Source organism: Pseudomonas sp. NBRC 111133, from assembly GCF_001320605.1.
GTDB classification, from domain to species: Bacteria; Pseudomonadota; Gammaproteobacteria; order Pseudomonadales; family Pseudomonadaceae; genus Aquipseudomonas; species Aquipseudomonas monteilii.
Genome location: NZ_BCBJ01000030.1, coordinates 19374 through 41902, shown reverse-complemented (window position 1 = coordinate 41902; position 22529 = coordinate 19374). Strand labels below are relative to the sequence as shown.

Sequence of the window (22529 nt, the reverse complement as noted above, 5' to 3'; positions counted from 1 at the left end):
GACTGAAACGTTTCTTCGAGTATTTTATTACTCGACGCTCTGCCCATTGAGCAAGCAGAGCATGTTGTCTCGGTCCACGGCTGGGGAGATGATGAACCCCTGCACTTGGTGACACTGAGCCTTGCGGACAACCTCCAACTCATCTCGCGTTTCAACACCTTCTGCTACTGTCACCAGCCCCAACGCGCGTCCGAGGTGGACGGCACTGGCCAAGGCGATGGCCATGTCGGGGTTGCCTGCACAACCATGGACCAAGGAGCGATCGATCTTCATTTCGGTGAAAGGCGTGGAGATCAGGTTGGAATAGGAACTGTACCCCTTGCCGAAATCATCCTGTGCCAGGCCAAAGCCCATCATGCGCAGCCGGCACGTTCCTGCAAAGTAATCGCTGGAGCGCCGGGTGGTCGACGTTTCTGTCAACTCGAAGGTGATGGTCCTGGGGTCGGCGCCTTGTCCTCGAACCTTTCGGTGCAGGGCGTCGACCAGATCGGAACGGTCCAGCAGGTGTGTAGGCAGATTGATCGAGACCGGCAGCCTGTATCCTTCTGCGGCCCAAAGCGATTGAGCGGTGAGCGTTTGCTCAAGCATGTTGTACAGCAATTGCAAATCGAGCCTTGCAGACTCCAAGTCGGGCAGAAATGCCCGCGGCAGCAAGAGCCCCTCGGCCGGATGCAGCCATCTGGCCAGAGCTTCAGCACCGACGATCCTGCCGTCGAGCATGGATTTTTTGGGCTGAAACCACGCCTGGATCTCGCCCGTCTGCAGTGCACGGGTAAGCGTGCTGGCCGAATGACCACCTGAACAGGATCGAGGTTTCAGGTGGCCTTGAGCGCAGGCGCTGTCCATGTAGCGACGCAGCGCAGTGACATGATGCGTCAGCACGGGCTTGCTGATCATGCCGGCCAGGCGGATACCGAGGTTTTCGGCGACCTTGCCAACACCGGCGAGCACGCGCGCAGAAGCCGCGGTCATCAACCCCAGCGCCGGAGGCGTCGGTAGCAGGCTCATCTTCTGGATGAACTGTACCCCGTCCAGTTCCGGCATCATCAAGTCAGTGACAACAAGGTGGTAGGCCTGGTTGCGCAACTGCTCGATCGCCAGGTTGGCATCGGCCTGCAGCTCGACGTCGAACCCACCGACGGACCTGAACAGCTTTGCCAGGTGCTGGTGTTGAAAAGGGTGATCCTCGACGATCAGAACGCGATAGAGCATCAGGCCGCGCCCTTGCGATACGGCAGCAGGCACTGATAGAGCGCGTGCAACGTGAAGGGTTTGACCAGAAACTGATCCATTCCGGCGCCCAGGCAACGCTCCGCCTCATCAAGCATGGCGTTGGCGGTTGCGCCCACAATGGGTATGGTATGGCCCTGTTGGCGCAGGTTCTGCGCCAGGTGGTACCCGTTGATCCTGGGCATGTTCACATCGGTCAGCACCAGGTCGAAGACTTCCTTCTGACACAGCGCCAGCGCTTGCTCGCCATCATTGGCAAGGGTGACCGTGCAGCCGAGCTTCTCCAGTTGATCCCGCAGGATCAGCTGGTTGATGACATTGTCCTCAGCCACCAGCACATGAATGCACAGTTTGGTTTCGATCATTGCCTGACGGGCTGTCGCGCTGTGTCGGGCCTCGATGCCCTGGGCCTGGCTCACCGCCTGGTTAAGGCACTGAAGATTGTTCAGCCCCACCTGCCAATATTGAGCCGAAGGGCGAGAAAGCGCGTGCTCATCGGCGCAGGCCAGTACCAATGGGCCAGGCCATTGCCTGATGACAGCCGAGCTGGCAGGCCCTGGACATAACTCGACCAGCACGATGCCCGGTTCATGACGGACGTCCGGCACGGCAATCACCTGCGCCCGGGCGCCCCAGCGACGCAGCCAGCCAGCGGCATGATCGGCCAGTTCGGGAACAGGTGAATAAACCATCACACCTTGGTTGAGCAAAGGCTGGACCCAGCTTTGATCCTCGTCGAGCGCCAATTGCCCGAGCGGCAGCGTGAACGAGAAGCTGCTGCCCAGACCAGGCTCGCTGAACACACGAATAGACCCGTTCATCAACTCGACCAGCCGCTTGCAGATGGACAGCCCCAGGCCGGTCCCTGGCACCGTGTTGGTACTGGAACCACTTTGAAAGAAGGGCTCGAACAGGTGTTGCTGGTCCTGCTCGGGGATGCCCTGCCCCGTGTCCACTACCTGCCAGCGCAGCATCATGCGCTCTCCTTCGACCCCAACCAGGTGAAGCCTGACCATGATTCGGCCACTGCGGGTGAACTTGACCGCGTTGCTGAGCAGGTTGCCAAGGATCTGGCGGGTACGCGTCGTGTCGCCCAATACCTGCTCAGGAAGCTGCGGGTCCATGCAACTGAGCAACTGCAACCCTTTGGTGTGTGCAGCACCCATATAGCCCTGCATAACGTCCCGGGTCAGCTCGACAGGTGAGAACGCACAGACTTCCAGCGCCAGTTGCCCAGCCTCGATCTTGGATACATCCAGCACATCGCAGATCAGCTGCAGCAAGGTAGAAGATGAGCCTTCGATGGCATTGAGGTACCCCCTTTGCTGGCTGTCAAGGTGGGTGCGTGAAAGCAGTTCGAGCGTTGCCAGCATGCCGAAGAGCGGGGTGCGGATTTCATGGCTCATCGTAGCCAGAAACAGCGTTTTCGCTTCATTGGCAGCATCAGCCAGCGCCCTGGCCTGTTGCAGCGAAAGCTCGGCGGTTTTTCGTTCGGTGATGTCGCTGAAGGCGCAGATCAGAACCTCTTCACGTCGATAGCGGGTCGGTGCGTAACTCAGGCACAGGTGACGACCATCGGCCATTTGCAGCTCCTCTGTGCAACTGGTCTGCGCAGGCTTGCCGAACGCACGGGTAATCCAGTCCTGGCAGGCTCGGGTTCGCTCATCACCCATCACAAGCCACTGCTCGCTCAGCCGATTGGCCAGCACCACTGCACCGTCACTGCGACGCAACACGCACAGCGCAACCGGGGCGGTGCGGATGACGGCACTGCTGAACGCTTCGCTCTCAACCAGTGCCTCGATTCGAGCAGCTGCCGGGCGGATGAGCCGCACGTCGACCCGGCGGACCAGCCACAGCATCAACAGTGTGACAGCGACACTGATCGACACTGCCAGCCCGAACGGCAGAATCAGCGCTGGGACGATAGAGGCCAAGGGCGTGCTGTAGATGATCTGCCAATCCGAATGCTCGAGCTGTTTGCGAATGGTCAGGCGGTCCGGAAGCCAATGGCCGCCCTCCCAACCAAAACCGTCATCCACACGCGTTGCCGTATGGCGCTGGGAGGTCAGTTGCTGCTCGCGGTCCCTGCTGGCGATGATCTGGCTTGCGCTGTCGACCAGTTGGAAGTCACCCGCCTGCTCATGGCGCAACGCTGCGACCAACTGCGGGCCTTCGACTTCAAGCCCTAGCCAACCTGAAGCGCGGTCGCGCTCATCCATGGCAATGAAAATGTAGAGCGAGGGCGGTTTATCGTCTCCAGGGTCCGCCAGCCAGATTTCCTCGTTCCCAGGTTCGCCGGTCGATCCGCGCAGGCGTTGCAACACGGCGTTGGGAACAAGGGGGGGAACCTCAGGCCGGCTGTAGAGCCACTGCACCGGCGCATCCGGGGCGTGCGGCACGTATACCAGGTTGGTCTGCTTGGTGCGCAGAAAATCCAGCATGCGCGGCGTCAGCCACAAGCTCCAGATACCGCTGGGCTGACGTAGAACAATATGGACTTCCTCGCCCGGAATATATGTCTGGCTACCGTCCGACGTGGCAGCGTGTTTGACCGTCGAGAGCCCCAGCGACTTGAGCAAGGTCTGACGGCTGACAAAGAAATCCTGGGCGCTGAAGATGGCCTCGTTCATGTACCTGCGCCGGGACGAAATCTCCTCGTTCAGGGTCATGCGCATGTGACCGTAGGCACCGACATAGACACCCGCTACGAGGGTGATCGCAAGCAGGCGTAAAAGATTACGCGCTGCAATAGGCGTCGACAGGTTCCACTGGGCGGCAGGTAACAGGTTGGCTAGCTTCATGCAGCCAGCCTAGGGGCGGGACAGATGGATCTGAATAAGACGAGTCTCAATCTTGCGAGAAGGCAGGCGGCCCTGCTACATCACTGATGGGCAACAGATGTTTGATGGGCCGCTCACCATCGTGGGCATTGCCATCATCGTCCAGCCATGAAAAGCGCAATGTCGCTCCGCTGGGTACGGTGGCTGGCGCTGTTAGCTGTTGCGTGCTGAACGGCGCCAGCATAGGCGTATCCAGAACGATCGAGCGCTTGCCTTCGCCGATCTCTGCATGGGACAACGAGATGTAGAAAGGCGTCGGATTTTGCAACCGCACATGACGACCTTGGGCAGTGACCTGCACATGCGCAGCCGCTTGCTCAGCCATTTTCGACAGGCCCTTTGGCCGGTAGATGACTTTCAGCTGAGTGCGTAGCGTGATCGTCAGGCGCGTCGCGCCCTCGTCGAGCACCTCGGTTGGCCGAGGTGGAATCTCGTACACATTAAGCCAGTACAACGATTCTCGATCCTGGGCAAGCACCTGCCCGGTCGTCACGAGGCGCACGCTCCGCTGCTGTTGGGCTTCAAGCCTGAACACCGGGGGAAGCGGCATGATCGGTGCGCTTGCGGTGTCGGGTGTGACAGCCAGATCCCCATTGTCGACCCAGGTCTGGACCACGACCGGATAGGCGTTTTGATTGACAAGTGCCAGTGAGGTTTCGCGCTGGCCCTCATGCACGATGACCCTCGTGCGCTCGGCAGTGACCCCAGCGTCGGCGAGCGTGCTACTCAGCATAGCGACCAGCAGCAGCAGACGCTGCCCGCAGCTACTGAACACGTATCACTACCTGCGCTGTGGCCTCAACCCGGCCAGGCCTTACGGTAGGCCGGGTGCCGGTGGAGAGTTTTTCCAGACGCGCTCGGAATGTCTCGGTGTATTGGCCGATGCCATTGACAGTGCCGGTCAGGTTGGCAGCGCTACTGATCACCGGGTACCAACCCCGGCCAGCCGCACCACTGCCATTGGCAGAATCCTCATTGGCCAGCAAGTTGATGGGCGCACCGCCGCGCAGCATCCGTATACCTACTCCCTGGGCCACACCTGCCTGGCCATAACGGTCCGCCAGCAGGTAGGTCAGGCCGCCTTGAGCATTGACCAGGCCCAAGGAAGACGACGCAGCCAGGGCGCCGGAAGACACCTTGATGCCAATGGCCGTCCCGTTGGCGCTGGTGCTGTTCACGATGTTGCTCTGGCAGCGAAAGTTGATCTGGAAGGGCATCTCGCGGCTACCCCCGGCATTGATCTCGCTCACGCTGATCGATGGAAACACGACGTAGGGTGTAACGCTCGACACGCTGCAGGTGGGGTAACGCTTGAGCGTGACCTTGTTATAGAGGCCAAGCGCGCCAGGCCAGTTCTCGTACCAGCCACTATAGTTGCCATAGTGTGTGTGTCCTACCCTGGGGTAGAGCAGGCCCGGGCCCTTGATGGCGATGTAGGCGGCCGGTTGTGCATAGGCATACAACTGCGAAGCTGCGGTGGCACTGTAGTAGTTGTAGGTGGGGTCTCGCGGCGCACTGAACACTTCTGCGCGCACGGCGCTGAGGTTCTTGGCCTTTACCAGCTGATAGCCGCGCGAATCGATGTCCAACCCAGTGAGCTGCCGCTCACGCCAGACGTGGCTGAACGCCTCGCCGGTGTCCAGATGCGTCAGGCGCAATAGCAGATTTGGCCAGGCCGTCCGGTAGGCATCGTGCAGGCCCAAGCTGTTACCAACGCTATCGCCACCGTCGTACCAGCCGCTGTAGACATTGTCACCGTTGGTGGACCACATCTCATAGACCGCATCCCCTGCCTGGCAGCGAAAAAACACATACTCTGGGTTATACCCGGCGGTCGATCCGTATTGAGTGAAGGGCACGACTGCACTGGCGATCAGTGTGCCATAAGGCTGAAAGCTGGGGGCGCTGACATTGATCACGCTGGGTATACCCAAGGAGCCGTTGCAGGTGTCGCATGCTCCGGCCCAGGAACCAGCAGAGCCTTCACCGGGCCTGATGGCTGCGTTAGCCGTGGTGTTCGCAGCGCCCACGGATGTAACCTTGTAGCAAGTTGCCCAGACATGTTGAGCGGGGATAAGTGTAATGGCCATCAGCAGCCAAGCCCTGAATGTCATGAAGGTTCCTCGATAGGCGTGCACGTACTTTTCAGATGAATGAAGCCCTGGCTGTCGTGGGCGTTGCTGCTGTTGACATCGAACGGCAACAGGCATGCCTGGTCATGGCCTGAGCCCCAGCGGACCTGCAGGCGACCGCTGTCGGCCTGGGCGCGTGCATACACCTGCCCGCCCTGCCCCACCATGCCAATGAGGGTGCCCTGCTCGTCCAGTACATCGGCGCCCAGGGCCATGGCCCCACCGCCTGGCAAGCTGGCCTGGATCAACAGGGCATGGCCGATCAAGGTCTTGAAATCGACCAGCACCGCAGCACCGGCGTAGGGCGCAACCTTTCGCTCCGTTTCGATCAGCTCGGCCTGGTCACCCATGCCGCTGGAGTCGAGCGCTACCGGGTTGTACCGGTAGGGTGACAACGAAGGCACCACCGCATAGCCATCCGCGTTCACACGAGCCCCCTGCCCGCCCCGAATGATCGCGCCACCTGCGCCCTTGGCCCGCACCAGCGCGAAGGTGTCGCCCACGTAGGGCCCCAAGGTCAAACCGCCTCCATGCAGGACGGCTGCCCCGCGAATGCCACCGTTGACCTGCCGGTAATCGGCGCTTTGCGAGTAACCGCCATTGAATGTGGCAACGGCGCTCTGTGCCTGGAGATTGCCCGTCCAGTCCGTTCCGCGTCCGGCGCTGTCACGACTGGCCGCGATCGCGTAGCTCATGTCGCGCTGGGCTCCCAGGGTGCCGTTGATGCCCGTCTGGAAACTGCTGCCTTTGGTATCACCTGAGCGCCGCGTCAGCATTGAGCTGATACTCGGTGCCCGGGTCGAGCTGCCCAAGGGCATGGAGAACGTCAGCGTCAAGGTATTGGTGCGATTGCTGGTGTCGTGCTGGTCTGCCTGGTTCGCGAAATCTGGCACGGCACTGGTCACCGTGTCCCGGTACCACGTCGTGCGCTGCCGTGAATAGGCCAGGCTGTAATTGAGTTGCCGCCAGGTGTTGGAATAACCGAACTGAACCTGCGTATCACGGCTTTTGCCGTCGTAGTAGTCGCTGCTCGAGCCAGACAAATACAAGTTTCCGTATCCCGCCAGCCCTTGGTTGACCAGCAAGGTCAACTGATTGCGTTGCTTGAAACTGGTCGAGTCCCAACTGTCACCCTGCTCGGAGGCCTGCCGCGCACCCAGCGCATCGGCCAGATCCCGGTACCCTTGGGTTGAGTATCGATACCCGGCAAGGTTGAGAGTGGTGTTAGTTGGCTGGAAGGTCCGGCTGTAGCTGAGCCCCATGCGCCAGCCTTGCTTGCGCTGTTGGTTTTCAACGGTGGCACTGGAAAACGTACTGTTGACCCCAAAGGCGCCATAGGGCGTTGCCAGTACGCCACCGCCCAGCACGGCGAGGTAATCCTGGGCTACCCGAGCGCCCAGATTGGCCGAAATTGCATTGTTAAGGCCCCGTTGGTAAGTGGCCTCGGCAAAAGCCCCTTGGTTCGCACCGGTCTGGCGTACCTCACCCAGCGTGGCGCTGTAGCGAGAGATACCCGGGCGGATGGAGTCGGGCACCGCCGCATAGGGGACAGTGAAGCGTGTGATGCTGCCGTCAGCCTCGATTACCTGCACGTCTAGGTCACCGTTGTAAGCCGTACCGTACAGATCGTCGATAACAAAAGGGCCCGCCGCCACCGTGGTTTCATGCACCTTGCGGCCATTCTGGCTGATCACCACGCGAGCGTTACTCACCGCTGTGCCGCGCACCTGCGGAGCATATTGACGCTGTGAGTCGGGCAGCATGCGATCGTCGCTGGCCAGGCGCGCGCCCCGAAAGCCGATGCTGCCGAGAAGGTTGCCTTCGGTGAAGCTGTCGCCGACCGTCAGTTCGCTCTGCCAAGGGACAATAGCACGCTGTGCATAGGTGCGAATGCTGTTCCAACGGCTGACCGCGGTGCCGCCGAAGCTTGAGTAGCTGTAGTTGGACTGATGCCGCAAGCGCCACAGCCCGACGTTCACGCCCGTGTTCAGACCCAGGTAGCCATAGTTGGCCGCCTGGCTTGCTGATGCTTCGTAGCGAGAGTTGTAAAGGCTTGCGTCGTAGTTGACGAAGCCCATCGTGCCGCCTGCGTCCCAGTCCTGCGGATCGACGTAGCCGCGTGGCTTGATGTCGAGCAATGCCTGGGGCACGGAGAGGTCGAGGCGCAAGCGAGCTGAATGGTATTGAAACGTTGCCCCCGGTAGCCGCTTGCTCAGGGGCAGGCACTGGGCTGCGTCGGCGGTCGGCGTTTCAAGCTTGCGGGCGTTCATGTGTTGATGCAGGAACCGTTCGGAAAAACAGGGCTCGACAACATCGTCTTGCAGTCTGAAACTCACTTCGCTTCGGTTGACGTAGTGCGTGTTGACGTACACATCGACCAGGTAAGTACCCGGATCGATATGCTGCGCACGATTGAAACGCTCCAGGCTGCCACCGGCCAGACCCGAGCCAAGCAACAGGTTGTCGTCGAAGCGGTAATCACCTTCGCCATGGGCCAGCCGGGCCATCATCCAGGCGACGCCGCCCAGCAGGACCGAGGTGCGCCGCAGATTAGCGCTGCAAGCCATGAGTGATGCCCACGCGTGCACCGTAGTCATTGATCAGCTGCGCGTTGAGCTGCGCCGTTGTACCTGTGAGCGCACCTGTGGCCTCTGGCGTCCACTGCACCGAGCCGTAGGGCTGCACCATGGCAGCATGCAGTTTAACCTGTCTGTTGCCGACAGTGATCGTCGCCGCCCCGAACGAGGCATGGAAGCCAGTCGGATTTTCAACGAGCACGTGCCAGTTGGCGCCGTTCTCGACCAGGCTGAAACGTAGCTTTTCCGGCAGCTGCTCGACCGTGCCGACGATGCCAGCAGGCCGGTAGAACAGCTTCAGGCGATTGCGAAAAATCAGCAGCATCTGGCTTCTGTCGGCCTGTGCGGCGTTGCGCGGGGGAATCTGGAGCACGTTCAGATAGAACACCGACTCGCGGTCCTGAGGGAGCGCCGCGCCGGTGTAGATGAGCCTCAGGGATTGTCCGCTGCCAGGGGCCACGCGTGATACGGCCGGATTGACCATGAACGGCGCCTTGGCGGTTTCGGGCGTTGAAGCAGGGTCATCGATGTCCACCCAGGCTTGCACGACATTGGCGAAGGGGTCCTGATTGGTGAGCTGCAGGGTTTTTTCCTTCGCACTCCCGGGGTAAATGATCCGTGTACCCGTCACGACCACACTGGCCTGGACGAGGATCGCGCCCGTCATACCGAGCACGAAGGCAAGCGCAATGGCGACCAGTCTGAGCCGGCCCACTGGCAAAATTCTCATTCAGATACCTCAAACCTGCCGCCCTGGATACGAGCCCCGTGGCGGCAGTTGAAAAAGTGGCGTGCGCCAATTACTCGTAACGCAGGGTATAGGTAACCGCGCCAAGCACAGGGCCCGCGATAACGGCGTCGGCTTCGGACACGTAACGCACGGCATAGTCGTAGCTTGTGGAGTCCTGGCCGGAACTCAGGGTGATTTGTCCGGCACTGACGGCCGCCCCCCCTGCGAGGTTCACCGGGCTACCGCCGGGTGCGTCAAGCAACTGCAGTGCGACGCCAGTCGCGCCATTGGCGGCGGTGTTGGTCAGGTTGCCCAGCGATGTCGGATTGGTGGCCTGGAACAGCGTTGTGAATTGCTCGTTGGCGTCGGGTTTTGCGCAGCCGGTCAGGCGCAGGGTGAACTTGGTCTCCCCGGCGCTTTTGCCGGTGGCGCCACTCAGCGCAGTGGCTGGCACGCTTTGCATGACGACTGTTGGCTCGGTGTTGCCATCGACGATAGCAGAGCAGGTCTGATCGGTAACTTCTCCGTTGAACGTGATGGTGTTGGCCGCGTTCGCCAGGCCAGGGACGGCCATGCTTGCAGCTGCAGCAAAAGCGATAGCGCGTATCTTCATTACAGAGTCCTGTGGTTGTTTTATGGGCTGCGCATAGAATGCAGCCCTGGCGCTGTTGGATAACTCAGACGAGTCTTAAAACGGTCACACCCGCTCGACCGCCGCATCGCACTGCAGCGCTTCACCTTTTCCAAGCAGGTACGTTCTTGACCAAAGACCAACTCGAAACCCGGCAGACACCCCTGTATTTCGCCACCGTGCTGGCAGCCATCGCCTTCGGCGTTCTAGCCGAAGCCGGTGCCCCTGTTCTGGAAGCACTGATCACGCCAGCCATCGCCGGGCTGATGTACGCCATGTTCCTGCAGATACCCTTGCTGCACGGGCGCGCAAGCCTGGCCAATCGGCGCTTCATGGCTGCCTTGCTCCTGGCCAACTTCGTGCTGGTGCCCGTCCTGGCGTGGGCGTTGACCCATCGGCTGACAACCCACCCGGCCTTGCTGATCGGCGCCCTGCTGGTCCTGCTGGCGCCCTGCATCGACTACGTGGTGGTGTTCACGCACATGGGAAAGGGCGATGCACGGCTCATGCTGGCCGCCACACCCGTGCTGTTGCTGCTGCAACTGGTGCTTCTACCGCTTTACCTGGCGCTCATGCTTGAAGACGGCCACCACATAAACCTGAAGCCCGGGCCTTTCGTGCAGGCGTTCGTGCTGATGATCGTCGTGCCGTTGGTGCTGGCGGTACTGACCAGTGCACACGTGGCCAAATCAGAGCGGGTCAGCTGCTGGAACGACGCCTGGGCCTGGATGCCCGTGCCGGCGATGGCACTGGTGCTGTTCGTGGTGATCGCTTCGCAGATCGGCAGCGTGTTGCAGGCGCTGGATCAACTGCTGCCCGTGGTGCCGGTGTACCTGGGCTTTGCGCTTTTGGCACCAGTGATTGGCTGGGTGACGGCACGGCTGATGGGCTTGCCTGTACAACAAAAGCGCGCCGTGATGTTCAGTGCGTCGACGCGCAATTCGTTGGTGGTGTTGCCGTTGGCGCTTGCCTTGCCCGAGCAGATGCGAACGCTGGCGGCAGCGGCGGTGATCACGCAGACGTTGGTCGAGCTGATCTGCGAGCTGGTGTACGTGCGGGCGATTCCAGTGGTCGCCCGCACGTAGGCCGGTTCAGCTGACCACGTGCAGGTAGTGCAGGTGGCGCTCGTTTTGGTCGAGGATGTCGCCGATCACGTCTTCACGGCTCCAGCCCATGACGTCGTAGTCTTGCCCGCCTTCGCGCAGGTACACCTCGGCACGGAAGTACTTGCGTGCATCGCTGTTGTCATCGGCATCGCGCATGACGAAGCTTGGCGTATTGAAGGCGCGAGGGTTGAAGGCGCGAGGGCGAACCTCGTATTTGAAGCGGCCCTCACCGGCATGGGAAAGCTCCAGCGCGATGCGGCCGTCTTCGCGCTCATCCACCGTCACCTCGTAGCCTTGTTTGCGCAGCTCCTGTGCCACTTCCTCGCACGCGGGCTTTACCACCTCTCCAATGAAGCGAGTGACATGAGCCCTGCGCGGCATCATCGCGATATTGCGCAACCGACGCTGCCAGCCGCCGTGGTTCTGACGGCACTGCCGCTGGCCCGGCAACGCCTGGGTTCGCAAACCACGCCGTGTGGCATCCAGCCCCAATGCCTTGAACAGCCCCCACATGGAAAACAGCAAGATGATCGCGAACGGCAGGGCGCTGGCGATGGTGGCAGCCTGCAAGGCCTTCAAACCGCACGACTGCTTTCGCAAACTGAGTAGATCAAGGGTCTCGCCAATAGCCGCTTTGGATCGAAGCTATGCGAAGAGCTGACGGATCTTTGCAAAGCGCGGGCGCACATGAAATCTGTAAAAGCTTCGCTGTTCAGCTGACGCTGAGTTCGCGTAACAGCGCAAAATTTTGGTTGTTTACTACCCAGCCGGATCGTGTCAAAAACTCCCGCACAGCCTGTGTCCAAAGCGGTCAGTCGTGAAAAACGATCAGATCGCAGCTTGGAATTTGAAGCGACACGGCTTTTCTAAAAGACGAGCTAGCAGCTGCACCGTTAGCAGGTACGAGCCATAAAGATAAACCCCAGTATCGGATCGACTTTATCCCAAACGTTACCCCTGAATCGGCTGGCAGCTATGGGATTCCGACGGAACGCCATAACGAAAAAACCCGCCACAAGGCGTAATGCTGTTCACTTAAGCATTTGAGTCCAAGCTAGGGTTTCTAGAAATTCCGATACCAGCCCTCTGGTATCGGATTTTTTATGCCCATTCAGCAGCGGAGGTATAGCAGGGATGTTTCTGGATCACCGCCCAAGGCAGGAAGGCCAAGGACGGTGAAGATTTCCAAAACCCGGTATCCGGTGGATCGTAAGGCTGCTCCGCTTAAGTGAACAGCATTACGGCTTAAGCCGGGGTTTTTTTTGCGTGCAGAAAAGTCAGGGCATTGAACTGTGTTGGCTCACAACATCGCCCTCGAGCGCACTGATCGACAGCTGCGCACATTGACGTTTGTCCAGGTTGCAAAAGCGCCATATTCGGGGCGGCACGGGCGGTTGGGCAAGTGCATGCAGGAGTTGTTGTTCCATCATGCGATAGGCGTCGGGGCCGGAAAACATGAACGTGACAGGCCCGCCTTGCGCCGCCTCAGGGGCATCACTGATGACACTGCTCAGAGCTGGGGTTTTGTCGAGTGCCATCTTATTTGGTGGCGGGCTGTAGAACGACTTGTAATTGAAGTTGAGCGTGAGAAAAAACAGTGCCGTCAGAAAGAACGGAAAGCCTACCAGGAACCAGGTGTAAAGCTTTTGGCTGGACTCGCTGAGAAAAGGCAGTGTGGCAAGGGCGGAGGCTTCGATAATCCCCGCAAAGATGGCAATGATCGTCAGCGGGGCAACAGGTTGTGCTTGGGTCATGTGGGCCATCTCCAGCGGTTTTGCCCATCATTACCTTACTGCGATACTCAACTAAAGACTGGATTGTTTTCCCGGTGAGGAATAATCGACATAAAGCCACTCGGCTTTGTTTTTTCAGCGCGTTTGAGTTGGACGTTTCGCCAGCAGATGTTCAGTTTTCAACTGGTGCGTTTTTGCAGGCGGGTGATACCGTTGTTTTGGTACTAAGGAACGCGTTTGTTACAACCTTGGTCTTGAAGTGTAGGAAATTTCTGTAAGTGTTGTAAGTTTTGTCTGTCCATGAGTTTCGTCAGTAAATCGCCGCGCCAGCAAGCGTCCTGTCGGTTATCGTGGCGTGCCAAAGCAAAACAATGAATGAATGGATATCGCATGAATAAAGTGCTTATCGTGGATGATCATCCGGTCATACGCCTGGCCGTACGCATGCTGATGGAGCGGCATGGGTATGACGTCGTGGCGGAGACCGATAATGGGGTGGCTGCGCTGCAGCTTACTCGGCAACACCTGCCGGATATCGTGGTGCTGGATATCGGGATCCCGAAACTGGATGGCCTGGAGGTGATCGCCCGCATGACGACGTTCAGCCCGGCTAGCAAGGTCCTGGTGCTGACATCGCAGGCCCCGGGCAACTTCTCGATGCGTTGCATGCAGGCGGGCGCTGCGGGATACGTGTGCAAGCAGCAGGAACTTACCGAGTTGTTAAGCGCCATCAAGGCAGTGTTGTCGGGTTACAGCTACTTCCCCAACCAGGCCTTGCATGCGTCACGTGGCAGGGGGGCGGGAAGCGAGGTGGACATGGTCAATCGCCTCTCCGCGCGTGAAATGACGGTGCTGCAACAACTGGCGCGAGGGCGTTCGAACAAGGAGATTGCCGACAGCATGTACCTCAGCAACAAGACGGTCAGTACCTACAAGTCGCGGCTGCTGCTCAAGCTCAATGCACGGTCGCTGGTCGACCTGATCGAGTTGGCGCAGCGGCAAGGACTGAACTGACTGCCAAGCCTTGAAGCCTCCAGTCAGGAGGCTTTGCCAAGGCTACAGGTCTGGCTTTACAGGTCGTAGTCGAAATCGGCCAACTGCTTTTGCAGGCGCCGTTCTTCCAGCATGTTATCGATGGTGCGGCGTTTGCTCAGGTTGGTCTTTGCTGTTTCCACCTGAGGCTCCGCGTCGTCGTCTGCGGCAACAAAATCATCTTCGATCGACAGGTCGTCTTTATCGGTACTCATGAGTCGCTCCAAGCCAAGGGGCCATTGGCCGTCCTTATAACCAGAAAGCAGACGCCGGTAAAAAAGATTTTTTCAATCGTGGTGAGGGGTTTCCAGCTATCGCCTCAATCGTCGGAGGTTTTGTGCTTGTACTCGCACAAATCTTCGATCCTGCAACTGCCGCACCTTGGCTTGCGCGCCTGGCATACGTAGCGCCCGTGCAGGATCAGCCAGTGGTGGGCATCGAGCAGGTAATCTTTTGGCACGAACTTGACCAGTTTCTTTTCCACTTCCAGCACCGTTTTGCCAGGCGCAATACCCGTGCGGTTACTCACCCGGAAGATGTGGGTGTCCACCGCCATGGTCGGTTGGCGGAACGCTGTGTTGAGCACCACGTTGGCGGTCTTGCGGCCCACACCGGGCAACGCCTCCAAGGCTTCGCGGGTTTGTGGCACCTGGCTGCCGTGGCGTTCGATCAGCAGCCGGCAGGCCTCTATGACATTCTTGGCCTTGCTGTTGTATAGCCCGATGGTCTTGATGTACTCGCTAAGGCCTTCAACGCCCAAGGCATAGATGGCCTCGGGCGTATTGGCGACGGGGAACAGGCGGGCAGTGGCCTTGTTGACGCCGACGTCGGTGGATTGCGCGGACAGTGTCACGGCGACCAGCAGCTCGAACGGGGTGGTATAGGCCAGTTCTGTCTTCGGGTCTGGGTTGTCTTCGTGCAGCCTGCGAAAAATCTCCAGGCGTTTGGCGGCATTCATGAAATCAGAGCTTTCCTTGACGACGTGGGTGGGCAGGGCCCGGACGCAAGCGATTGTACAAGGCCAGCAGCAGTCCGAGCAGTAGCAGGGCGCCCGGGGCCAGGTTGGCCACGTGCAGGTTGGCAACGTTGGCCAGCCATTGGCGGCTGGCGCCGAGCACCAGGCAGAGGGCAAATACCGCACAGAAATACCCGGCGAGCATGCGCCAGCGGCCTTGATCGGGCAGCAGATGATCGCAGGCCAGGCACTGCAGGCACAGCAGGGCAGGATAATGGCCCAGGGCAAGTGCCAAAGGCAGCGACCCTGCGCGCAAGGCCATTTGCAGGCAACTGGCCAAGGCTGCCAGCATCAGCAGGCTGGCTGGCACATAGGCCCAGCTGGCCAGGCGCTGGCGCAGCGGTGTCAGCAAAAGCTGATGCAGGCTGCCCATCACGACTGCGCACAGGCCAATGGCGATGCCCTCATGCAGCGTTCGGGTCGCACCCAGCAGGGGTGTCAGGCTTACGGCCAGCAGGCAAAACCTATTCATGTGCCGCACCCTCCAGCAGTGCGCTGCGCTGCTCATCGAAATAGCTCAGCGCCTCTTGCAGCGCGGTGATCACCGCCCGTGAAGTCACGGTCGCGCCGGCCAGTTGGTCAAAGTCACCCTGGTCCCGCTTCAGCGCCCAATGGTCGCCCTGATGGCGGTTGTCGAACTGCCCCAGCCAGTGCAACTGCGGGTCGCCCAGGCGTGCGCCCAGACCGGGGCTTTCCTGTTGCTCCATGACCTGGCTGCCGATCAGGCGGCCATCTGTGGCGATGGCCACGCTCAGTACGATGGGTCCGGCATAACCTTGGGTTTGAGTGACCAGGACGATCGCGCTTGGTTTGCCTGCCATCGTGGCACGGTAAGCCGCCAGGATGCGGCTGTTGGGCCGCTGCGCCTCGGGCTTCGCGAGCGGGCTGTCCAACGGTTGGTTGTCATAACTGCCCTCGGGCAGCACGGCCAGCCGTTGACGGCTTTGCAGTTGCTTCTCGGCACCGGTGATGGCTGGGCCGGTCAAGTGCCGCCATGCCAGCGTGGCGGACACTGCCAATACCCCAATCAGCACCAGCAGGCTCACATCATGCGTCAGGCGTTTCATCGGGCGGCCTGTTGGGGCTTTGCCGCAAGGCGTTCAAGCGTTGGTGCCATGAGGTTCATCAGCAGGACGGCGAACGCGGTGCCATCCGGGTAGCTGCCCCAGGTGCGAATCAGGTAGATGAGTAGCCCGGCACCCAGGCCGAAGTACAGCCTGGCCCATTCGTTCCTGGGCCCCGACACCGGCTCGGTGGCAATGAAAAAGGCTGCCAGCATGGTCGAGCCGGAGAACAGGTGCAGCAAGGGTGAGCCGTTGGAGTCCGACCCAGAGCCGTTCCAGCCCAGCAGGCTGAACACGAACAGCCCTGTCAGCAGGCCCAGTGGTGCATGCCAGCTGATCACCTTGCGTTGCAACAGGAACAGGCCGCCGAGCAGGAATGCCAGGTTGACCCATTCGCTGCCGCGCCCGCCGATGTTGCCGAAGCCTGGATGGCTGGCGAACAGCTCCTCGATGGTCAGGCTGCGGTTGTGGCGCAGGCCGTCGAGCAACGTCGGCCGGGCCCAGGCGTCGATCTGTTCGCCTGCGGTGAATACCTGCTGCAAACTGTCGAACAGGCCTGGGGGGTGCCCCGGCCAATGGTTCATCTGCAACGGGAAGCTCAGCAGCACGAAGGCATAACCGACCATGGCCGGGTTGAAGGGATTGCGTCCGACGCCGCCAAAGGCCTGTTTGCCGAAACCGATGGCAACGCTTGCCGCGACCACCGGCAACCACCACGGGGCCAGGGTGGGCAGGGCGGCCGCCAGCAGCACGGCGGTTACCAGTGCGCTGCCGTCGCCTAGCGCCGTGCTCAGCGGTTGGCCGCGCAACGCCAGCAGCACAGCTTCGCACAGCAATGCGGCGGTGGCACTTAGCAACAGGTTCAGCAGCATGCCCCAGCCATGCAACCACAACAACGCCAGCAGGCCAGGCAAACAGGCCAGCAGGACCAGGCCCATACTCGTGCGCAGTCGCGGATCGGGCTGGCTGATCATTGTCCGAACATACCGTTAAAGCCAGAAAATGCCATGGCCATCACCCCGGCGCCGATCAACTCGAGCGGCAGGCCGCGCAGTGCGCCGGGGATATCGGCATGGGCACTGCGCTGGCGCAAGTCGGCGAACAACACCAGTGCCAGCCAGAAGCCGCCGCCCGCCAGTAAACCTTGCAGCAGCGTCGAGGGCCAGGCGCTGTCATCGCCTGCCTGCTGCAGGGCGAGCCCCAGCACTGCGGCATTGCTCGACAGCAGCGCTGGCAACCCGACTACGGGCCAGGCCGGGCGCCACTTGCCCAGCAGCCACGGCAAGCCCCAGGCGAGCAGTGCCAGCCAGTGCAATAACAGGAACAGGGCAAGGTCGGGGATGTGCAGCGGGGCAAGTACCCCCCGCATCAGCAAGTGTGCGCCGATCGTGCCCAAGGCAATACAAAGAGCGCAGGCCAGGCCATGCACATGCAGGTTCAGCCGGGGGATTGGCTGCTGCAACAGGCACAGGTGATTGACCAGCGCGGCGCCGATCAGGACCAGAAGGTAATCGCTCATGAGATGACGATAGCCGGGAATGCGGGTGATTGTCCGGTAATCAAGGCGCAGAAGAAACTGCCCCGGCACGAGGGCCGGGGCAGGGGGTGTCACTTGATGCGCTGGCCTGGCTTGGCGCCGCTGTCCGGGCTCAGCAGGTAGATTTCTTCACCGCCAGGGCCGGCAGCCATGACCATGCCCTCGGATACGCCAAAACGCATTTTCCGGGGCTTGAGGTTGGCGACCATCATGGTCAGGCGGCCTTCCAGTTTGGACGGGTCGGGGTAGGCCGACTTGATGCCGGAGAACACGTTGCGGCGCTCGTCACCGATGTCCAGGGTGAGTTGCAGCAGTTTGTCGGCGCCCGGCACGGCTTCGGCTTTGACGATCAGCGCCACGCGCAGGTCGACGGCAGCGAAGGTGTCGAACTCGATTTCTGCCGACAGCGGGTCCTTGGTCAGCTCGCCGTTGCCGGCCGGGGCCTTGGCTTCGGCAGCCAGCAGGTCTTCCTTGCTGGCGGCGACCATGGCTTCGACCTTGGCCGGTTCGATGCGGCTCATCAAGGCCTTGAACGGGTTCAGTTTATGGTTTTCCAGGCGCGACAGGTGGTCGCTCCAAGCCAGCGGGGCAACGTTGAGGAACGCCTCGGCGTCTGCTGCCAGCACCGGCAGTACCGGCTTGAGGAAGATCACCAGCTGGCGGAACAGGTTGATGCCCTGGGCACAAATGGCCTGCACTTCATCCTGTTTGCCTTCCTGCTTGGCCAGCGACCACGGTGCCTTGTCGGCGATCCAGGCGTTGGCGCGGTCGGCCAGTGCCATGATTTCACGCATGGCGCGGCCAAAGTCACGGCCTTCATAGGCTTCGGCGATGGACGGAGCGGCAGCCAGGAAGGCTTCGGTCAGCTCAGGCGCGGCATCACCGCTTACCATCACGCCTTCGTTGCCTTTGTGGATGAAGCCGGCGCAGCGGCTGGCAATGTTCACGACCTTGCCCACCAGGTCGGAGTTGACCTTCTGCACGAAGTCTTCCAGGTTCAGGTCCAGATCGTCGACGCCACGCCCCAGCTTGGCTGCGTAGTAGTAACGCAGGTATTCCGGCTGCAGGTGATCGAGGTAGGTACGGGCCTTGATGAAGGTGCCGCGCGATTTCGACATCTTCGCGCCGTTGACGGTCAGGTAGCCATGCACATTGACGGCAGTCGGCTTGCGGAAACCGGCACCTTCGAGCATGGCTGGCCAGAACAAAGCGTGGAAGTTGACGATGTCCTTGCCGATGAAGTGGTACAGCTCGGCCTTGGAGCCTTCGTTCCAGAACGCATCGAAGTCGAGTTCCGGGCGGCGTGCGCAAAGGTTCTTGAAGCTGGCCATGTAGCCGATTGGCGCGTCCAGCCACACGTAGAAGTATTTACCCGGTTCACCGGGGATTTCGAAGCCGAAGTACGGCGCATCGCGGGAGATGTCCCACTCTTGCAAGCCGGAGTCCAGCCATTCGGCCAGTTTGTTGGCTACCGCGTCCTGCAGGGTGCCGCTGCGGGTCCACTGCTGCAGCATGGCCTGGAAGTCTGGCAGCTTGAAGAAGAAGTGCTGGGAGTCACGCAGCACCGGGGTGGCCCCGGAGATCGCCGATTTGGGGTTCTTCAGCTCGGTAGGCGCGTAGGTGGCACCGCACTTTTCGCAGTTGTCGCCGTACTGGTCTTCCGCCGCGCACTTGGGGCAGGTGCCCTTGATGAAACGGTCGGCCAGGAACATGCCCTTTTCCGGGTCGAAGTACTGGGTTACCGAACGGGTGGCGATGTGCCCGGCTTCACGCAGGCGCGTGTAGATCAGGCCCGACAGCTCGCGGTTCTCTTCGCTGTGGGTAGAGTGGAAGTTGTCGAAATCCACCAGGAAATCGGCGAAGTCGCTACTGTGCTCGGCCTGGACGTTGGCGATCAGTTGCTCCGGGGTGATGCCTTCCTTCTCGGCGCGCAGCATGATGGCCGAGCCGTGGGCGTCGTCGGCGCAGACATAGATGCACTGGTTGCCACGCATTTTCTGGAAGCGGACCCACATGTCTGTCTGGATGTACTCGAGCATATGGCCTAGATGGATGGATCCATTGGCATAGGGCAGTGCGCTGGTGACGAGAATCTGACGTGGCTCGGACATGGTGGCTCGGCTACTTATCTGGCTACGGGGTAAAAATTAAGGGTGATCGGCCACTATAAAGGGCTGGCGAAGATATTTCACCCCGCATGCGCATCTACTGACGATTGACGGGTTAGGATAGGCGCCTGTTTCACATTCAGTTTGCCAATGGGAGTCTCCATGAGTGCCGTCACCCGTGCCGCCGTCGAAGGCGTGCTTCGCCAGTACACCGACCCCTACCTGAACCAGGATCCGGTCAGCGCCGGTTGCGTGCGCGCCATCGACATCCAGGGCGGGCAGGTCAGCGTGCAATTGCAGCTGGGCTATGCCGCCGCTTTGTTCAAGAATGGTTGGGCCCAGGTATTGCAGACGGCCATCGGCAACCTTGAGGGCGTCAGCAGCGCCCAGGTATCGATCGACTGCGTGGTCGCCGCTCACAAGGCCCAGGCCCAGGTGCCGGCCATGGCCAACGTCAAGAACATCATCGCCGTGGCCTCGGGCAAGGGCGGTGTGGGCAAGTCGACCACTGCGGCCAACCTGGCGCTGGCGCTGGCCCGCGAAGGCGCACGGGTGGGTATTCTCGATGCCGATATCTACGGCCCTAGCCAAGGGGTGATGTTCGGTATTGCCGAAGGCACCCGCCCGCAGATTCGCGAGCAGAAGTGGTTTGTGCCGATCAAGGCCCATGGCGTGGAGGTCATGTCCATGGCCTTCCTCACCGACGACAACACACCGATGGTCTGGCGCGGCCCGATGGTTTCCGGTGCGCTGCTGCAACTGGTCACCCAGACCGCCTGGAATGACCTGGATTACCTGGTCATCGACATGCCGCCGGGTACCGGCGACATTCAGCTGACCTTGGCGCAGAAAGTGCCGGTGGCGGGCTCGGTGATCGTCACCACGCCGCAGGACCTGGCGTTGCTGGATGCCAAGAAGGGTGTGGAGATGTTCCGCAAGGTCAACATCCCGGTGCTGGGCGTGGTCGAGAACATGGCCGTGCACATCTGTTCGAATTGCGGCCATGCCGAGCATCTGTTCGGCGAAGGCGGCGGTGAGAAACTGGCCAGCCAGTATGGCGTTGACCTGCTGGCGTCGTTGCCATTGTCGATGTTGATCCGCGAACAGGCCGACAGCGGCAAGCCGACGGCGATTGCCGAGCCGGAAAGTCAGATTGCCATGGTCTACCAGGAGCTGGCCCGCCAGGTGGGTGCGCGGATTGTGCTGCAAGAGGCGGCGGCGCCGGCGATGCCGAGCATTACCATCAGCGAAGACTGACCTGAAACCGAGTTGCCTGCTTCGCGGGTAACTCGGTTTTTCAGGCAGGCATAAAAAAACCCGCCAGAAGGCGGGTTTTTTTGAAAGCTAGAAGCTAGATCGACTTAGGCGATTTGAACTTCTTCAGCCTGCATGCCTTTCTGGCCGCGGGTAGCGACGAAAGTAACAGCCTGGCCTTCTTTCAGGGTTTTGAAGCCGTCAGCTTGGATGGCTTTGAAGTGCACGAACAGGTCGTCGCCCGACTGAGGGGTGATGAAGCCGTAGCCTTTCTCATCGTTGAACCACTTAACAACACCGGATTGACGGTTGGACATTTTTCTGTCTCCTTGGACAATTTGATAACGGTCAGGAAAAACCCTGCCCGGGACTGAGCGCAAAGAGAGCAGAAAATTCAGCGATGGGCCGATCAGGATCGTGCATCAAACTAGAGATTCTCGGTGTCACGTGCAGCACAGTGGCGCCACCTTACCCCACTTTCCGCAACCTGCCAATGGTCAGAAGGCGCTTTAAGCAAATTCGGATCGACGGCGGCTGCAGCCCCCGCCCGGCGCGGGATGAGGCATAGAACTTTAACCTGGGCGCCGGGACCGGTAAGATGCGCGTCACGATTTTCACCACGCAACTCTTCAGGACACCCCCGCCATGAGCATAAAATCGGACAAGTGGATTCGCCGCATGGCGCAGGAACACGGCATGATCGAACCGTTCGTCGAGCGCCAGGTGCGCGGCGAACAAGACAGCCGGGTGATCTCCTTTGGCGTCTCCAGCTATGGCTACGATGTCCGCTGCGCCGACGAATTCAAGGTGTTTACCAACATCAACTCGGCTACCGTCGACCCGAAAAACTTCGATGCCGGCAGCTTCGTCGACATCAAGAGCGACGTGTGCATCATCCCGCCAAACTCTTTTGCCTTGGCGCGCACCGTCGAATACTTCCGCATTCCGCGTGACGTGCTGACCATTTGCCTGGGCAAGAGCACCTACGCCCGTTGCGGCATCATCGTCAACGTCACCCCGCTCGAGCCCGAGTGGGAAGGCCACGTGACGCTGGAGTTCTCCAACACCACCACGCTGCCGGCGAAGATCTACGCCAACGAAGGCGTGGCACAGATGCTGTTCCTTCAGTCTGACGAAGAATGCGAAGTGTCCTACAAGGACCGTGGCGGCAAATACCAGGGCCAGCGCGGCGTCACCCTGCCGCGTACCTGAGCCGACAAGCGCGGGGAATTACCCGCGCCTTTGGCACTCCAACAAAGTAACGCCGGTGCGCATGATGTGCATCGGCTTTCGTCAGGAGCAGCCAATGAAACTCCATCCCGCAATCAGTGCCAAGCTGGCAGGCCTGCAGCCCAACCACGTGGGGTTGTTGCCCTGGTCATTGCTGGCGCACCCGCTGCCCATGCAGGCGGGGGGCGTGCCCCATCAGCCTGACCCCGATACCCCGCGGCCCCCAGAGCCTGGCGAGAGGCCACCCATGGAGCCGGGCGAGCCGACCTTGCCGGATGAGCCGCCGCCAGCACCTGTCGCCTGAGCGC

The 22529-nt window shown here is 60.6% G+C and carries 21 protein-coding genes and 1 pseudogene; 5 read left to right on the top strand and 17 right to left on the bottom strand.

From position 1 onward, the window contains the following. Window positions 1-27: 27 nt before the first annotated feature. The 7 genes from APH36_RS05995 to APH36_RS05965 all read right to left on the bottom strand — a co-directional run bounded on the left by APH36_RS05995 (window position 28) and on the right by APH36_RS05965 (window position 10124). Window positions 28-1212, bottom strand: a complete 1185-nt coding sequence (locus APH36_RS05995) for an EAL domain-containing protein (protein WP_060497883.1) — start codon at window positions 1210-1212, stop codon at window positions 28-30. Then, complete coding sequence (locus tag APH36_RS05990) at window positions 1212-4034, bottom strand: ATP-binding protein (protein WP_060497882.1); 2823 nt, start codon at window positions 4032-4034, stop codon at window positions 1212-1214. Before APH36_RS05990 ends, APH36_RS05995 begins: the two co-directional genes overlap by 1 nt. A gap of 46 nt (window positions 4035-4080) precedes the next feature. Continuing rightward, entirely contained in the window at window positions 4081-4806 is a 726-nt protein-coding gene (locus APH36_RS05985; RefSeq protein WP_060497945.1) for a molecular chaperone, read from the bottom strand. A 31-nt stretch (window positions 4807-4837) separates the two neighbouring features. Next, a complete protein-coding gene (locus APH36_RS05980) occupies window positions 4838-6187 on the bottom strand; it encodes a fimbrial protein (RefSeq protein WP_060497881.1) in 1350 nt (449 codons plus the stop codon). Then, a complete protein-coding gene (locus APH36_RS05975; RefSeq protein ID WP_060497880.1) occupies window positions 6184-8772 on the bottom strand; it encodes a fimbria/pilus outer membrane usher protein in 2589 nt (862 codons plus the stop codon). The genes APH36_RS05980 and APH36_RS05975 overlap by 4 nt, the downstream gene beginning before the upstream one ends. Further along, window positions 8756-9511: a molecular chaperone gene (locus tag APH36_RS05970; protein WP_060497879.1), complete on the bottom strand. Its 756-nt coding sequence runs from the start codon at window positions 9509-9511 to the stop codon at window positions 8756-8758. Before APH36_RS05970 ends, APH36_RS05975 begins: the two co-directional genes overlap by 17 nt. A 70-nt stretch (window positions 9512-9581) precedes the next feature. Further along, on the bottom strand, window positions 9582-10124 hold the full coding sequence (locus APH36_RS05965; protein ID WP_082426347.1) for a fimbrial protein: 543 nt from the start codon (window positions 10122-10124) through the stop codon (window positions 9582-9584). A 146-nt stretch (window positions 10125-10270) separates the two neighbouring features. On the opposite strand from APH36_RS05965, the gene APH36_RS05960 reads away from it, so the two are divergent. After that, window positions 10271-11227 (top strand): bile acid:sodium symporter, encoded by a 957-nt coding sequence (locus tag APH36_RS05960; protein WP_060497878.1) that lies wholly within the window; start codon window positions 10271-10273, stop codon window positions 11225-11227. 6 nt (window positions 11228-11233) lie between these two features. Here the strand turns inward: APH36_RS05960 and APH36_RS05955 are convergent. Then, window positions 11234-11830 (bottom strand): annotated as a pseudogene (locus tag APH36_RS05955) (choline transporter); the annotation flags it as partial. Between the two features lie 695 nt (window positions 11831-12525). After that, window positions 12526-13002 (bottom strand): hypothetical protein, encoded by a 477-nt coding sequence (locus APH36_RS05950; protein ID WP_060497876.1) that lies wholly within the window; start codon window positions 13000-13002, stop codon window positions 12526-12528. A 369-nt stretch (window positions 13003-13371) separates the two neighbouring features. Between APH36_RS05950 and APH36_RS05945 the strand changes: the two genes are divergently transcribed. Then, window positions 13372-13995, top strand: a complete 624-nt coding sequence (locus APH36_RS05945) for a response regulator transcription factor (protein WP_019096559.1) — start codon at window positions 13372-13374, stop codon at window positions 13993-13995. 56 nt (window positions 13996-14051) lie between these two features. Here the strand turns inward: APH36_RS05945 and APH36_RS32060 are convergent, their stop codons facing one another. The 7 genes from APH36_RS32060 to metG form a co-directional block, all read right to left on the bottom strand. Beyond that, window positions 14052-14228, bottom strand: a complete 177-nt coding sequence (locus APH36_RS32060) for a PA3496 family putative envelope integrity protein (RefSeq protein ID WP_012273877.1) — start codon at window positions 14226-14228, stop codon at window positions 14052-14054. Between the two features lie 104 nt (window positions 14229-14332). Beyond that, window positions 14333-14971, bottom strand: a complete 639-nt coding sequence (gene nth / locus APH36_RS05940) for an endonuclease III (protein ID WP_009684568.1) — start codon at window positions 14969-14971, stop codon at window positions 14333-14335. Between the two features lie 4 nt (window positions 14972-14975). Next, window positions 14976-15500 carry an Rnf-Nqr domain containing protein gene (locus APH36_RS05935; protein ID WP_060497875.1) on the bottom strand — a complete coding sequence of 175 codons (525 nt, stop codon included), beginning with the start codon at window positions 15498-15500 and terminating at the stop codon, window positions 14976-14978. Continuing rightward, window positions 15493-16095 (bottom strand): RnfABCDGE type electron transport complex subunit G, encoded by a 603-nt coding sequence (locus APH36_RS05930; protein ID WP_060497874.1) that lies wholly within the window; start codon window positions 16093-16095, stop codon window positions 15493-15495. Before APH36_RS05930 ends, APH36_RS05935 begins: the two co-directional genes overlap by 8 nt. Next, window positions 16092-17066 carry an RnfABCDGE type electron transport complex subunit D gene (locus APH36_RS05925; RefSeq protein ID WP_060497873.1) on the bottom strand — a complete coding sequence of 325 codons (975 nt, stop codon included), beginning with the start codon at window positions 17064-17066 and terminating at the stop codon, window positions 16092-16094. Before APH36_RS05925 ends, APH36_RS05930 begins: the two co-directional genes overlap by 4 nt. Continuing rightward, the gene (locus APH36_RS05920) at window positions 17063-17611 is read right to left on the bottom strand and encodes an Rnf-Nqr domain containing protein (protein WP_060497872.1); all 549 of its coding nucleotides are present in this window, start codon (window positions 17609-17611) and stop codon (window positions 17063-17065) included. Before APH36_RS05920 ends, APH36_RS05925 begins: the two co-directional genes overlap by 4 nt. A gap of 89 nt (window positions 17612-17700) precedes the next feature. Beyond that, window positions 17701-19740: a methionine--tRNA ligase gene (metG, locus tag APH36_RS05915; protein ID WP_060497871.1), complete on the bottom strand. Its 2040-nt coding sequence runs from the start codon at window positions 19738-19740 to the stop codon at window positions 17701-17703. A 159-nt stretch (window positions 19741-19899) separates the two neighbouring features. On the opposite strand from metG, the gene apbC reads away from it, so the two are divergent. Then, entirely contained in the window at window positions 19900-20994 is a 1095-nt protein-coding gene (gene apbC / locus APH36_RS05910) for an iron-sulfur cluster carrier protein ApbC (protein ID WP_060497870.1), read from the top strand. Between the two features lie 104 nt (window positions 20995-21098). Here the strand turns inward: apbC and APH36_RS05905 are convergent, their stop codons facing one another. Beyond that, window positions 21099-21308, bottom strand: a complete 210-nt coding sequence (locus APH36_RS05905) for a cold-shock protein (RefSeq protein ID WP_003254922.1) — start codon at window positions 21306-21308, stop codon at window positions 21099-21101. Window positions 21309-21636: 328 nt separating this feature from the next. Between APH36_RS05905 and dcd the strand changes: the two genes are divergently transcribed. Both dcd and APH36_RS05895 read left to right on the top strand, forming a co-directional pair. Then, entirely contained in the window at window positions 21637-22203 is a 567-nt protein-coding gene (gene dcd, locus APH36_RS05900) for a dCTP deaminase (RefSeq protein ID WP_003258001.1), read from the top strand. Window positions 22204-22297: 94 nt separating this feature from the next. Then, window positions 22298-22525 (top strand): hypothetical protein, encoded by a 228-nt coding sequence (locus APH36_RS05895; RefSeq protein ID WP_060497869.1) that lies wholly within the window; start codon window positions 22298-22300, stop codon window positions 22523-22525. The last annotated feature ends 4 nt before the right edge of the window (window positions 22526-22529 follow it).

Bases quoted from the DNA above. Each gene is read 5' to 3' on its own strand.
- dcd (WP_003258001.1), top strand. From the start codon at position 21,637: ATGAGCATAAAATCGGACAAGTGGATTCGCCGCATGGCGCAGGAACAC.
- APH36_RS05985 (WP_060497945.1), bottom strand. From the start codon at position 4,806: ATGCTGAGTAGCACGCTCGCCGACGCTGGGGTCACTGCCGAGCGCACG.
- APH36_RS05930 (WP_060497874.1), bottom strand. From the start codon at position 16,095: ATGAAACGCCTGACGCATGATGTGAGCCTGCTGGTGCTGATTGGGGTA.
- APH36_RS05950 (WP_060497876.1), bottom strand. From the start codon at position 13,002: ATGACCCAAGCACAACCTGTTGCCCCGCTGACGATCATTGCCATCTTT.
- metG (WP_060497871.1), bottom strand. From the start codon at position 19,740: ATGTCCGAGCCACGTCAGATTCTCGTCACCAGCGCACTGCCCTATGCC.
- APH36_RS05935 (WP_060497875.1), bottom strand. From the start codon at position 15,500: ATGAATAGGTTTTGCCTGCTGGCCGTAAGCCTGACACCCCTGCTGGGT.
- APH36_RS05990 (WP_060497882.1), bottom strand. From the start codon at position 4,034: ATGAAGCTAGCCAACCTGTTACCTGCCGCCCAGTGGAACCTGTCGACG.
- APH36_RS05895 (WP_060497869.1), top strand. From the start codon at position 22,298: ATGAAACTCCATCCCGCAATCAGTGCCAAGCTGGCAGGCCTGCAGCCC.
- APH36_RS32060 (WP_012273877.1), bottom strand. From the start codon at position 14,228: ATGAGTACCGATAAAGACGACCTGTCGATCGAAGATGATTTTGTTGCC.
- APH36_RS05965 (WP_082426347.1), bottom strand. From the start codon at position 10,124: ATGAAGATACGCGCTATCGCTTTTGCTGCAGCTGCAAGCATGGCCGTC.
- APH36_RS05975 (WP_060497880.1), bottom strand. From the start codon at position 8,772: ATGGCTTGCAGCGCTAATCTGCGGCGCACCTCGGTCCTGCTGGGCGGC.
- APH36_RS05925 (WP_060497873.1), bottom strand. From the start codon at position 17,066: ATGATCAGCCAGCCCGATCCGCGACTGCGCACGAGTATGGGCCTGGTC.
- APH36_RS05945 (WP_019096559.1), top strand. From the start codon at position 13,372: ATGAATAAAGTGCTTATCGTGGATGATCATCCGGTCATACGCCTGGCC.
- apbC (WP_060497870.1), top strand. From the start codon at position 19,900: ATGAGTGCCGTCACCCGTGCCGCCGTCGAAGGCGTGCTTCGCCAGTAC.
- APH36_RS05970 (WP_060497879.1), bottom strand. From the start codon at position 9,511: ATGAGAATTTTGCCAGTGGGCCGGCTCAGACTGGTCGCCATTGCGCTT.
- nth (WP_009684568.1), bottom strand. From the start codon at position 14,971: ATGAATGCCGCCAAACGCCTGGAGATTTTTCGCAGGCTGCACGAAGAC.
- APH36_RS05995 (WP_060497883.1), bottom strand. From the start codon at position 1,212: ATGCTCTATCGCGTTCTGATCGTCGAGGATCACCCTTTTCAACACCAG.
- APH36_RS05905 (WP_003254922.1), bottom strand. From the start codon at position 21,308: ATGTCCAACCGTCAATCCGGTGTTGTTAAGTGGTTCAACGATGAGAAA.
- APH36_RS05980 (WP_060497881.1), bottom strand. From the start codon at position 6,187: ATGACATTCAGGGCTTGGCTGCTGATGGCCATTACACTTATCCCCGCT.
- APH36_RS05920 (WP_060497872.1), bottom strand. From the start codon at position 17,611: ATGAGCGATTACCTTCTGGTCCTGATCGGCGCCGCGCTGGTCAATCAC.